The following is a 13,363-nucleotide window of genomic DNA, read 5'->3' as shown; positions in this document are numbered from 1 at the left end:
CTATTTATATCACCATGTATTTTTACTACATACCCTTTATCTTTATCTATTTTTGACAAGTTGTAATTGCTGTCATGTGTAATAACGTTATTTATACCAGTATTTGACTCAATAAGTGTATCGAAATTTGTAGTAATAAAGCGTTGTGTTAGAGAACCTAAGGACCTGTGAATAGAGGACGCTTCGTTACATGATTTTAGCTTTTGCTCGAAAGATTGATAAATAATTTTCTTGTGCTGACATAATTTATCCAAGACTTCAAGTGGTGACATAATGTCAGCATCTAAAGCTATTTTATAAGCTTGTGCTTTATCTATGTGATCTTCGTTAGCTTGTAAAATACCCCGAACTATACCACTCCAGCTCGGTAAACCATTACTCATCGACAACCCTGCTCCCACGAATAAAATTAGCTTGTCTTCCTTAATTGAGTCTTGAAGTACTTTTGGTATATGAACATCACACATGTGTCTTGGTCTCGAAAAATAGTTATAAATTATCTGATTTGAAGATTATGCAACGGTTTGATTTATATATGCAACTGTTCAATTTACATCTGTGTTATCTACCTAAATCTGTTACAACTAACTGTAGAACAAGAGGTTAGCTCTCATTTGTGTTTTGAGTATTCTAATTCTTTTAAGAACTCATCTTTAACTAGATTAGCAAGAGCAATTTATACTAGATTCTCTGGCGGAGAGAGCCTTAGTACGCAAAACACTTTCCCCAAACACGTAGGCCTATTCAAGGCCCATTTCAAAATCGACTGGCGGTAGGTTGACTAAGTGCTTGTTCGTTATATTCAACATCAAGCTTTTCACAGGCTTCCCTACTTAGTTTACAGTTCCAATAGGCAAGTCATAATCTGGCTAACGAAATGTAAGCCCATTTACTACACTAACCGTTGTCGCCCCACTACCCCATAAACCTTTGACGCTTTTTACTGATCTTTCAGCCATAAAAACGTTTGCCTTGATTAAGTTCTAACCTATAACGATTAATTACACTTCTCCCCTTGTTTACACTTTTATTACCACCATATTTTCCATACAATCCTAAGCGATTATAAATAAAAAAAATTTCAATTTCGGAGTCCTCATGAGCGACGTAAAGCACTGTAATTTATTGATTCTTGGTTCTGGCCCTGCCGGCTATACAGCTGCAGTTTATGCTGCTCGTGCAAACCTAAACCCAGTTCTTGTTACCGGAATGCAACAAGGTGGTCAGCTTACCACCACAACAGAAGTAGAAAACTGGCCGGGTGATGCTGAAGGGCTAACAGGCCCTGCTCTGATGGATCGCATGAAAGAGCACGCAGAGCGCTTTGAAACTGAGATTCTGTTCGACCACATTAACGATGTCGACCTATCAAACCGCCCTTTCCGTTTGAAAGGCGATTCTGGTGAGTACACGTGTGATGCATTGATCATCTCAACAGGCGCATCGGCTAAGTACCTCGGTTTAGAGTCCGAAGAAGCATTCAAAGGCCGCGGCGTTTCAGCGTGTGCAACGTGTGATGGTTTCTTCTACCGAAACCAGAAAGTGGCGGTTGTTGGTGGAGGTAACACAGCGGTTGAAGAAGCGCTTTACCTGTCTAACATCGCGTCTGAAGTTCACCTCATTCATCGTCGTGATACGTTCCGCGCAGAAAAAATTCTAGTGAAACGCTTAATGGATAAAGTGGAGAACGGCAACATTGTTCTTCATACAGATCGCACGCTAGACGAGGTTCTCGGTGACGACATGGGCGTAACGGCTGTCCGTATTAAAGACACTCAGTCTGATAAAACAGAAAACATCGACGTCATGGGGGCATTCATTGCTATCGGTCACCAACCAAACACGGCAATATTTAAAGGCCAAGTCGACATGAAAGATGACTACATCATCGTCCAGTCGGGTCTTGAAGGTAACGCAACGCAAACCAGCGTCCCGGGTGTGTTTGCGGCAGGTGATGTGATGGATAACAATTACCGCCAAGCCATTACTTCAGCGGGTACAGGTTGTATGGCTGCACTGGATGCAGAGCGCTACCTAGATAGCCTGAACGATAAGTAAATCTGAGATTGCAGATTTAAATATCGAAGCTCTCGCCTCAATAGATACAGGGCGTCATTATAATTTATTGTAAATCCCTAGAGCCCGGTGGTATATCCATTGGGCTTTCTTTTGTATACTAGCCGCCCTCAACGAATAATAATTATCATTAAGCCTTCATAATGGATAAGAAAAAACAACGCAGCTTGAACAAGTGGCTCAAGCAACAAAGTAAGTTAGCAAAACGCTGGCTTATGATTGCGATTAGCCTTGGCGTACTTTCAAGCGTGTTTTTAATTGCTCAAGCAGCGCTTCTCGCCTCTATTCTTCACCAGTTGATCATCGAGAATGTCGATAAATCTGAACTGGTTGGTCATTTCCTAGGTTTAGCCGTCTCGGTCGTTGGCCGTGCGGGATGTACATGGGGACGTGAAATCGCAGGTTATCGCTGTGGTGAGCAGATCCGTGTCTACATAAGGCAACTCATCCTTGATAAGTTACACGAGCTAGGCCCGGCTTATATCAAAGGTAAGCCTGCCGGTACGTGGGCGACCTTGCTGTTAGAACAAGTAGAAGACATGCAAGATTTCTTCTCTCGCTACTTACCTCAGATGTCTCTATCGGTGATGGTTCCATTTATCATCCTTGTGGTTGTATTCCCTGTAAACTGGGCGGCAGGTTTAATCTTCTTGATTACCGCACCACTGGTGCCGCTGTTTATGGCACTTGTTGGCATGAAAGCCGCAGACGCCAACCGTAAAAACTTTAAAGCGCTTCAACGCCTATCTGGTCACTTTTACGACCGTCTTCAGTCCATGACAACCATTCGTTTATTCGATAGAACAAGCTCAGAAACGGAGGTACTTAAAGGTGCATCGGAAGTATTCAGAACGCGCACTATGGATGTATTGAAAATCGCTTTCTTATCGTCTGCGGTGCTTGAATTTTTCACTTCAATCTCAATTGCAATGACAGCGGTTTACTTCGGTTTTACTTATATTGGCGAACTGAACTTTGGTCATTACGGCGCTGGCATTACACTATTCGCCGGTCTATTTATTCTTATCTTAGCGCCTGAATTTTACCAGCCTCTGCGTGACCTAGGTACTTTTTACCATGCCAAGCAACAAGCCGTCGGGGCTGCTGAAAGTATTGTTGAGTTCTTAGAAACGGATATTACCAAAGTAAAATCGGGCAATACTCCACTCGATTCCGATCAAGGTGTCGGTATTGTGGCTCAAGATCTCAAGGTGATCAGTCCGGAAGGCATTCAACTGGTTGGCCCTGTTTCGTTTGCATTGAACACCCACCAGTCGACGGCACTGGTCGGGCCAAGTGGCGCAGGTAAAACGAGTTTGATCAACGCTATTCTTGGTTTCATGCCTTATGAAGGAAGCTTGAAAATCAATGGCATTGAATTGCGTGACCTCGATTTAGCCTCTTGGCGTAAAACCATTAGTTGGGTTGGGCAAAACCCCTTGCTACTGCATGGCACAATTCGTGACAACGTCACCCTAGGTAAGCACGATATCACCGACCAAGTTGTTGAGAATGCACTTGAGCAATCTTTTGCTAACGAATTCGTAAACGAGCACGGCTTGAATTATATGATTTCTGATCGTTCTGGCGGCCTGTCTGTTGGTCAATCTCAACGTTTGGCACTGGCTCGCGCCATGATTCAAGATGGCCAGTTCTGGTTACTCGATGAACCCACTGCCAGCCTAGATACTCGTAGCGAACAGTTGGTAATGAAAGGCATCAATAGCAACATTGAAAACCGCACTGCCCTGCTTGTGACACACCAACTCGCCCCGCTTAAATCGGTCGATAATATACTGGTTATGCGTGACGGTCGCCTTGTTGAACAAGGCCATTATTCTCAACTCTCGACTGCGGGTGGGTTATTTGAAGAGATGCTTAACGCAAACTTAGCTCAACATCAAAATAAGGGGAATTTAGATGCGTGATTTACTCCCTTACCTAAGACTCTATAAAAAGCACTGGTTTGGTCTATCGCTCGGTATGCTATTGGCTTTTGCCACGCTCTCTGCTTCTATTGGACTATTAACACTATCGGGTTGGTTTATTTCAGCCTCTGCTGTTGCTGGACTAACGATTGCCCGCGAAACGTTCAACTACATGTTGCCGGGCGGCGGTGTCCGTGGTTTGGCGATGGGGCGCACTGCTGGGCGTTGGGGTGAGCGTGTCGTTAGCCATAATGCAACCTTTAAATTATTAACGGATTTACGGATTTTCTTTTTCAAGAAACTGGCTCCGCTCATTCCTGGACGCATTTCAAACCTTCGTGACGCGGATCTACTGAACCGTTTGGTTGCCGATGTCGACGCAATGGATCACGTATACTTGCGTTTAGTCAGCCCTGTCACGGTTGGTGTGCTTGGGATTGTCTTCCTAACACTATTCTTGATGTGGTTCGATACTTCGCTCGGTTTGATCTTAGGCTCTATTCTTCTGATTATGCTGTTGGTTTGGCCGATCTTGTTCTACAAACTGGGCAAGCGTAACGGTGGCGAGCTGACACAGAACAAAGCGGATCTTCGTGTGACGACACTGGATTGGATTGAAGGCTACAGTGAGCTGACTCTGTTCGGTGCTGAAGAGCGTTATCGCAATGCCATACTAGAGACTCAACAAAAACTGATGGCGAATCAGTTTGTGAATGCCAACCTAACCGGTATGGCGTCAGCTGTGCTAATGCTATTCAACGGTTTGACACTGGTTCTTATGCTTTGGCTTGCGGCTGACGGCGTGGGTGGTAATGCACCGGACCCGTTCATCGCACTCATGGCCTTCGCAACCATGGCAAGCTTCGAGCTATTAATGCCAATTGCAGGCGCGTTCCAGTATTTAGGTCAAACTCTGTCTTCTGCTCGTCGCTTGAACGAAGTGATTCTGTCGGAACCTGAAGTCCAGTTCTCCGAAGAGAAGCTCGACATCAATAAGCCGCTTGATATTACGTTCTCGAATGTGACCTTCAGCTACCCTGATTCAGAGCGCAGTGTTCTTAACGCAATTGACCTGACTATCTCTGCTACGAATAAAGTCGCAATTGTGGGTCAAACAGGTTCTGGTAAATCGACTCTGATTCAGCTTCTGACTCGCTACTGGGATCCTAAGAAAGGTTCTATCTCCATCGCAGGCATTGAACTGACTCAGTGGAATGAATCACAGCTTCGCGAATCAATCAGTGTCGTAAGCCAACGTGTCGATATTCTAAATGGTACTTTGCGTGACAACTTGCTGATTGCAAGACCAGAGGCAACCGATGATCACTTAGCAAATATCCTAAGAGATGTAGGCCTAGAAAAGCTGCTTGAGAACAACGCGCTTGATAGCTGGTTAGGTGATGGTGGTCGTCAACTGTCTGGTGGTGAGAAGCGCCGTATTGGCATCGCACGAGCCATTCTTCATGATGCCCCTATCCTGCTTCTCGATGAGCCAACAGAAGGCTTAGATAAGCAAACTGAGCAAAGCATCATGACACTGTTCGAGAAGCACTTCGAAGGCAAGACGGTCATCTTCATCACGCACCGTTTGATTGGTCTGGAGTCGATGGATTCCATCGTTCTAATTGAACAAGGCGAGATTGTTGAAAACGGTTCTCATGAGAAGCTGTTAAATCAACAAGGACGTTACTTCCAACTTCGTCAGGCCATTTAATTCGCCTACTTTCACTGTCATCAGTAACACCATTATCAGCCCGAGTTTGCACTCGGGCTTTTTGTTGCTAACGCCCGAACTAGTCAGCCACGTCCGGATAGAATACGGATATTGCCTCAAGAGCGACTCTCAACTCTCAACTCTCAACTCTCAACTCTCAACTCTCAACGAGCATGTTATGATCAAATGGATGAAGCAACCCTCTCCTTCTCATACTGACTTAAAAGCCAAATGTCCTGATTCTGACAAGCACACCGCCTAGCGCAACGATCCAATCTCAGTTGGTTGGCTTTATAAGCCTCTGGGTGACAGACACAAAAAAGCCGAATGTAATCACATTCGGCTTTTGTTTACGCTTTAGCGTATTAACAGCTTAATAGGTCTAGCGCTATTTGATAGCTATTCGCTTATGCTTAAAGCTTGAAGCGGCTAATTTCATTTTCTAGCTCATTAGATAGCTCAGAAAGCTGAGCAGCTTGTTCTGCGGCTTGATTCGCTTCGTCTGCTAGCTCGTTAGATACGTCACGGATTCCCTCAGTATTGCGAGTAATCTCAGACGTTACCGACGCTTGCTCTTCTGCAGCAGAAGCAATCTGTGTCGCCATGTCGCTAATACGCTCAACAGCAGCATGAATTTGAGTTAGGCTCGCCGCCGCTGAGTTCGCATCATCAACACTGGTCTCAGCAAGCGTACGGCTATCATTCATAATGCTAACCGCTTTACCCGTTGTACCTTGTAGCAACTCAATCGTTTGTTGAATCTCTTGTGTTGAACCATGTGTACGTTGGCTCAGGACGCGAACTTCATCTGCAACAACAGCAAAGCCACGGCCTTGTTCGCCCGCTCGTGCCGCTTCAATAGCCGCATTCAGTGCAAGTAAGTTTGTTTGCTCAGCAATGCCTTGAATGTTAGACAAAATAGCATTGATACTATTACCGTGCTCTTCAAGCTCTAGAATCACATTCGTTGCGATTTGAACTTCTTGCGCAAGGTTTTGAATTGAACTCTGAGTCTGTGTTACTTGACCCGCTCCATGCTCGCAAGCGCCAACGGCTTCAGAAGAGTTCTGTGCGGTATGGTCAGCGTTACCAGCAATCTCTTGTGTTGCTGCCGCCATTTCGTTAACGGCTGTTGCTACCATGTTGATCTCATCTTGTTGCATCTGGATTCGAGCGCTACGTTCTTCAGCTTGTGAAGCCGTTTGACGAGCTTGATTACCCAATGCAGCAGACACATCACTTAGCTTAATAACCATAGTATGCATATTGCCTACAAAACGGTTGAAGTTTTCAGCAAGCTTACCAATTTCGTCGTTACTCTTAGGCTCAAGGCGTTGAGTAAGATCCCCTTCTCCTGATGCAATTTCTTCAAGTGCGGCAGAGACACGATTTAGATCGCGGAATAGGAAGCTAACCAACCAAGATACCAACAAGATTACGATTAACGTAATTACAACCGCTGTTGTGATCAACTGAGTGAGCAACGCAGAGTGATTCGCTTCTTCTGTCGCTTTGTCCATATGAATCGCGAAGATCCAGTTAGTATTTGGCACTTTCGTAAAGTAAAGTAGTTTCTCAGCACCTTGCTCATTGATCGTCTCGATGCTGCCAGTGCGTAACGCATTTTCAATAGTCGACATTGAAATATCGTTTGAAAGCTGGCTGACAGGCTTGAGACTTAATGCTGAATTAGGATGTGCTAGAAATGTCCCGTCTGAGCTGTCGATGAGCATTGCGTATGCATTGTCACCAACGTCTAAGCTGATTACATCATTAACTAATTGATCGATAAGTACATCAGCTCCGACAACACCAACGAGTTTACCATTATGATGTACAGGTTCTGCAATCGTAACGAGCAATGCTTTCGTGATCGCGTCTTGGTAAGCCGTTGTGATAATTTGCTTACCCGCTGCATTTGCTTCTTGATACCAAGGACGTTGACGAGGATCGTAATCTGCACGATTACGTTCAGGGTGTGAACGGTACATTCCACCTTCTGGAGTACCTAAAAAGATATCGTCAAAGCCACCCGCTATACGAGCCTGCTTAAGGAAAGGTACAACATCATCCTCTCTTGAAAAGTCATTAAATGCTGACGCGATATTGGTGCGAATATCGACCCAGTTTTTAATACCTTCAGACGCGGCTTCTGATACGCTTTCTGCTCGCAGGTAGACACCATTGCGAGTTTGTTCAAATAATTGGTTGGCGGATAACCAAGTCAAGGCTGTTGCCATAACAACAACAGCAGATAAGCTTGCGCCTATCAACTTCTGTTTGAGTGTTAGTTTCATTTTAGTATCACGAGTGGTGGAAAACTTGTGCACACTACCCTATAACCACTTTAAATTCGAGAAATTTCATAGCTTAACACCAGAATAGAATATCAAATTAACCATAAGTTCAAGTTGTGCCAATTTATTGTCACTCCGCCAAATTTAAGGCCACCATTAACATAAAATTATTACGCTATATTTTGGGTTTCACACCGTCAATGAACAAAAAAAAGCAGGTGAGTTACCTCACCTGCTTTAGCATTATTGACCACTCGACCTCATCTATAACGCCGTCGACGTCATTTAGAGATGCTAGCGTTTTTCTGTACGCATCCCCATTAACAAACTCACACACATCAGTAATAGAATGATGGTAAATGGCAACGCCGTTGAGATTGCACCGGCTTGCAAAGCTTGCACCGCTTGAGTACCACCAACCCACAATAACGCAACAGCGATCGCACCTTCAAGAAAAGCCCAAAATACACGTTGAGGTACTGGAGTATCCACTTTACCACCAGCAGTAATACTATCGATTACTAATGAACCAGAATCAGAAGACGTAATAAAGAATACGAGAACTAAAACAACTGCAATCACAGATAACAGGGTGCCAAATGGTAGCGCATCAAACATTTGGAACATCGCTAACGACACATCAGTAAGACCATCTTGACCAAGCATACCAACATTATTCACAATTTGATCAATCGCCATACCACCAAATACCGACATCCAAATGATAGTTACTGTTGTAGGAACAATTAGCACAGCAGTAATAAACTCACGAACAGTACGACCTCTAGAAACACGAGCGATAAACATCCCCACAAATGGCGACCATGAAATCCACCAAGCCCAGTAGAATACCGTCCAGCCGTGCATCCAAACTTCATCTTCACGACCATAAGGATTGCTCAAAGGAATGATATTCTCGATGTAAGCCATCACCGTTGTAGGGATTGTACCCAAAGTAACAGCATAACCAATAAGCGCGACTAGAATCAGTAGCAAGAAAGCCACGAGCATGTTGATATTACTGATAACTTTAACGCCACCATCAATACCACGCATAACGGATACCACGGCAAGCAAAGTAACAACGACGATAACAATAATTTGCAGCCCTAGTCCCGCTTCAATGCCGAATACATGATGAATACCACTTGCTGCTTGTTGCGCCCCTAAGCCCAGCGAGGTAGCCAAACCAAAGAGGGTCGCCAATACCGCTAAAATATCCACGATATGCCCAGCCCAACCCCAAGCTCTATCACCTAAGATAGGGTAAAAGATAGAACGAATCGAAAGAGGTAAACCTTTATTATAAGAGAAGAACGCAAGCGAAAGTGCGACTACGCCATAAATAGCCCAAGGGTGTAAACCCCAGTGATACATAGTTGCACCCAATGCTACTTTGGCCGCTTCCGGAGTGAACGCTTCCACATTTAGTGGCGTCTCATACCAACCGGTGTAGTATGCAGCGGGCTCTGCAACACTCCAAAACATCAAGCCAATACCCATCCCTGCGGCAAACAGCATCGATAGCCAAGATATGTATGAGTAATCTGCCGTCGCATCAACACCACCAAGGCGGATTTTACCATACGGAGAAACAATCAAACCTAAGGAGAAAATAACGAAGATATTTCCTGACCAAATAAAAAGCCAATCAAATGAATTGATAATCTGACCTTTCACACTATCAAGAGCTGCTTTTGCTGAGGCGGTATCTGTAATCAGAACACCGATCAAAAATAGAGCAATGAGTCCTGCACTAATTCCAAATACTGGGTTATGAACATCGAACCCCCACTTCTGGACGTTATCTTGACCAACAGTGTAATCTGTACTGTCAATACTGTATTTATCTATACCTTTAGTCATTATCCCTCTCTATGGAATATTACTAATATCCCTGACTGACTTGTGACGAAATCACAAACTCTAACGTACTACTCAAGCAGTACAAGCTGTTGTCACCATAATTCAAACACTTGAATGCATGAAGTTTAGCAGGTTAACTTATTACTTTCAGTAACCTCGAATCAGTTCGCTGAATTTTCAAACAAAAACAACCAAACCACCCAAATGAACGTACAAAAAACCACCATCTCAATAAATTCATCATCCAATATTACTTTCAGCTCAAAGCATTTTACTATTTAATCTTCGAGCGTTGTTTATAATTCAACATAAGAATGCACTGTAATGAAGCAGCAAGATATTAGGGAGAGCACGCACACTTCTAGGGTCGAATGTGAGTATGGATTAGCGGTCGCATGATCCGTCAGATACAAAAAAGCCTCGAAAATCGAGGCTTAAAACTTAACAAAGCGAATGTCATTCCACAAGACTAGATCGCTTTGTAGATAACCTTGTTACCGGTAAGCTGCTCTTTCGCTACCAAGTTTTCTTCAAGAAGTTTTTTCAATGCGCCTGTTGCCCATGAAGCGGCTTTCGCGTCTTCTTGACCAGCTGCTAGGCCAATACCTTTAGGGTTAATGCCTTCAGCATTGCTAACAACGATGTCTAGAACTTGTTGTTGCTTAGGAGTCAGTGCGACGGCAACTTCTTTCGTTGCGGCTACTGTTTTCTCTACCGCTGGCTTTGCTGCTACAGTTTTTTCTGCTACAACTTTCTCTGCGACAGGCTTCGCTTTTTTCGGCGTTGCCACGGCTTTAACAACAGTCGCTTTCGTGCGTTTCTGCAGTTTAGCCTGCACCTTACGCTTATGAGCAAGTCTCATTGAATATTTCTCCAGTTCACTGCTCTTTTCGCAGTGGTGAAAATTTGAAGCGCGATTTATACCAAAAAACAGGAGCTATTTGTAGAGTGAAGCGCCGAAAGTCGACGAAAAATACTGATATTGTCTACTAGCGTCTATTATTTAGGCATCAACTTATTAATTTAGGGTCATATATACTGGTTATCCATCCAGAAAGAAATATGAAAAATTGGTGTTGCCTATGGACACTCGTCACCTAACAAATATCTCTGTGCCTATCTTCACACGCTCGTTTCGAATGGTCGCCGTCATTTTAGGGTTTATTGTCTTGCTTATTGCCCTCTATAGCGACAACGCAAAATTACTGATCGTGGGTGCATTTTGCAGTATAGCTCTTCTGGGGGCGGGGTACTATTTAGTGTTGCGCAGCAGAGTCATGTTCACTCTCACTCCCACTCATTTTCAACAACATTTCTACAAAGGCGGTTGGGTTTTAAAATGGAGCAACATCCAGAAAATTGGCCTGTGTACTTACCAGCAAGAGGGATGGCATCAACCGCTCCCTTGGGTGGGTATTAAAATCAAAGATTACTCACCTTACCTCGATGCTATCTGTCCCAAAATTACTTGTGAATTATTACTGAGCCAACGCGCCCTTTTGTATCTAGGAGCCAAGCAAGCTGGCAAAGAGTCTCACTTCGAAGATATGGTCCTCGATTCATCGCATTACCATGCGCGTTACACTGACAGCGGATGTGTGGAGCTGAGCCAGCACAAAGAGTCGAATATCAAGGACGTTGATGTCAACAATAACCAATCACAGGATAACCTTGATTCACCGAATGAAACGAACAGTCAAAACGCGGTGATTAAAGACTATTCAGGGCTGCAGGCGATGCTTGCCAACAGGATGAAGTATCAACGGGGCTTCCACGGTTATGACATTTTCATATCAACTCATGACTTGAATATGAGTGGGGAAGAATTTGTTGGACTGGCGCGACGCTACTTGGCTGCGGCTGAACATCTATCTGATTAAAGCCAACACGTTTAAAATTAAAGCGTTAGGTTTAAATAAACGAAAACTTGAAATTAAAACAAACACGCAATAAAAAAGCTTAACTTTCAGAACACAAGCTAAGCTTCATTTCAATTAATCACAACACGAATAATCGGATGTCAATCAAAGGCTTAATCAGTATAGGGCATTTCATCCGCTACGAACGGATTTGATGCGCGCTCGCGACCAAATGTCGATTCAGGACCATGGCCAGGAACAAAGGTTACATCATTGCCTAATGGCCAAAGCTTAGTTTTGATTGAAGCGATCAGCGTGTTGAAATCACCTTGAGGGAAGTCAGTACGACCAATTGCGCCGTTAAACAGTACATCACCGACAAAAGCGAGACGTGCTTGCTCACTGTAAAGCACAACGTGACCTGGAGTATGGCCCGGAGTGTGAATCACATCGATGACTTGGTTACCAAACGTCACTTTGTCACCTTCTTCTAACCAAGTATTCGGTTCGAAAGCTTTACACAGTGGGAACCCAAACATTTGGCTTTGATTCTCTAGACCTTGAAGCCAAAAGTTATCCGCCTTATGGGGACCAACAATATTGACTTTCAAGATCTCAGCAAGTGGTACCGTGCCGCCAACGTGATCTAGGTGACCGTGCGTCAATACCAAGTCCACCACTTTAACACCTAGCTCTTCAATAATCGCGGCTAGTTGCTGAATATCACCACCGGGATCGACAACAATGCCTTCCATGGTTTCATCACACCACACAATCGAGCAGTTTTGAGAAAATGACGTTACAGGTACAACTTGATACTTAAGAGACATATACAAACCTTAGAGAGCGAATCTGGTTTACAACATAGAATATCACTTTGCTATTGGAAACAAGCCAAGCTATTGGTGATAAATCAGATTATTAAAGCAAACCGAATTATTAGGACAAACTGAAATTGGAGCAAACTATGACATTGGATGTCTACTTTGACAAGTGCCTACCGATTTGTATAGGAACCCGGCCCTGATCTACCAGCTGCGAACTGGACCAGTATCAATATGGATAAAGTTGCTACGCGCATAATAGCCCACACCGCCTGCGTTCAAGCTTTTAGCTACGTCTCTTAATTCCGTTAGATTAACGCCATCAATACGGAAATCGATCGCTCTACCCAACATATGGTAGCTCTTTTTCGCAACACCATTCGACTTAGCGCGTAACGCTTCATTTGTCGCTGGAGAGCGGTAACCTGAAATGATCTGAACTTCTTTTTGAATACCTAAAGTATTTTGAATTTGAGTGATCTGGTCAAACAATTTCTTGTCCATTGGGTGAATTTCATTACGACGGAAATCTCGACACAATTTGCTTAGTCGAGCCATCTCATCACCCACATAATGAGTGCCATCGAAATAGCAGGTTTCTAATCTTTCACCTGTGTGTAGATTGTTCATACTGATCGTTCTTGGTTTATCTGGGTATGAAGCAAAAGCGATAGAAGGCGTGATTGAGGCGACAACAGCGGTGCCACCAGCGTAAGTCAGAAACTGACGGCGAGAAAATAAACCTTGAGACATACAGCAACAAAACCCGTTAAATCGAACAAAAAATGCACGATACATA

Annotated in this window: 10 protein-coding genes; 4 read left to right on the top strand and 6 right to left on the bottom strand. The window is 43.9% G+C overall.

Annotation, left to right across the window (positions count from 1 at the left end):
• Positions 1-467 (bottom strand): SIR2 family protein (locus L4B77_RS12210; RefSeq protein WP_489686497.1); only part of this gene is annotated, 467 nt, incomplete at its 3' end.
• Between the two features lie 631 nt (positions 468-1,098).
• Here L4B77_RS12210 and trxB point away from each other — a divergent pair.
• The 3 genes from trxB to cydC all read left to right on the top strand — a co-directional run bounded on the left by trxB (position 1,099) and on the right by cydC (position 5,718).
• Positions 1,099-2,058 (top strand): thioredoxin-disulfide reductase, encoded by a 960-nt coding sequence (gene trxB / locus L4B77_RS12205; protein ID WP_429750720.1) that lies wholly within the window; start codon positions 1,099-1,101, stop codon positions 2,056-2,058.
• A gap of 161 nt (positions 2,059-2,219) precedes the next feature.
• Entirely contained in the window at positions 2,220-4,004 is a 1,785-nt protein-coding gene (gene cydD / locus L4B77_RS12200; protein WP_429750718.1) for a heme ABC transporter permease/ATP-binding protein CydD, read from the top strand.
• Entirely contained in the window at positions 3,997-5,718 is a 1,722-nt protein-coding gene (cydC, locus tag L4B77_RS12195; protein WP_429750716.1) for a heme ABC transporter ATP-binding protein/permease CydC, read from the top strand. Before cydD ends, cydC begins: the two co-directional genes overlap by 8 nt.
• 413 nt (positions 5,719-6,131) lie before the next feature.
• Here the strand turns inward: cydC and L4B77_RS12190 are convergent, their stop codons facing one another.
• From L4B77_RS12190 to L4B77_RS12180, 3 genes are all read right to left on the bottom strand, one after another.
• Positions 6,132-8,015: a methyl-accepting chemotaxis protein gene (locus L4B77_RS12190; protein ID WP_261837509.1), complete on the bottom strand. Its 1,884-nt coding sequence runs from the start codon at positions 8,013-8,015 to the stop codon at positions 6,132-6,134.
• Positions 8,016-8,309: 294 nt separating this feature from the next.
• The gene (locus tag L4B77_RS12185; RefSeq protein WP_261837510.1) at positions 8,310-9,881 is read right to left on the bottom strand and encodes a BCCT family transporter; all 1,572 of its coding nucleotides are present in this window, start codon (positions 9,879-9,881) and stop codon (positions 8,310-8,312) included.
• Positions 9,882-10,350: 469 nt separating this feature from the next.
• Positions 10,351-10,743 carry a MarR family transcriptional regulator gene (locus L4B77_RS12180; RefSeq protein WP_261837511.1) on the bottom strand — a complete coding sequence of 131 codons (393 nt, stop codon included), beginning with the start codon at positions 10,741-10,743 and terminating at the stop codon, positions 10,351-10,353.
• 220 nt (positions 10,744-10,963) lie between these two features.
• On the opposite strand from L4B77_RS12180, the gene L4B77_RS12175 reads away from it, so the two are divergent.
• A complete protein-coding gene (locus L4B77_RS12175; protein ID WP_429750713.1) occupies positions 10,964-11,761 on the top strand; it encodes a DUF2982 domain-containing protein in 798 nt (265 codons plus the stop codon).
• A 152-nt stretch (positions 11,762-11,913) separates the two neighbouring features.
• Here the strand turns inward: L4B77_RS12175 and L4B77_RS12170 are convergent, their stop codons facing one another.
• Both L4B77_RS12170 and mepK read right to left on the bottom strand, forming a co-directional pair.
• Positions 11,914-12,570 carry an MBL fold metallo-hydrolase gene (locus tag L4B77_RS12170; RefSeq protein ID WP_429750711.1) on the bottom strand — a complete coding sequence of 219 codons (657 nt, stop codon included), beginning with the start codon at positions 12,568-12,570 and terminating at the stop codon, positions 11,914-11,916.
• Positions 12,571-12,768: 198 nt separating this feature from the next.
• Positions 12,769-13,317 (bottom strand): peptidoglycan L,D-endopeptidase MepK, encoded by a 549-nt coding sequence (gene mepK / locus L4B77_RS12165; RefSeq protein WP_429750709.1) that lies wholly within the window; start codon positions 13,315-13,317, stop codon positions 12,769-12,771.
• Positions 13,318-13,363 lie beyond the last annotated feature (46 nt).

The sequence above is a fragment of the Vibrio minamisatsumaniensis genome (assembly GCF_050337445.1).
GTDB classification, from domain to species: Bacteria; Pseudomonadota; Gammaproteobacteria; order Enterobacterales; family Vibrionaceae; genus Vibrio; species Vibrio artabrorum.
This window is presented reverse-complemented; position numbering and strand designations above follow the sequence as displayed.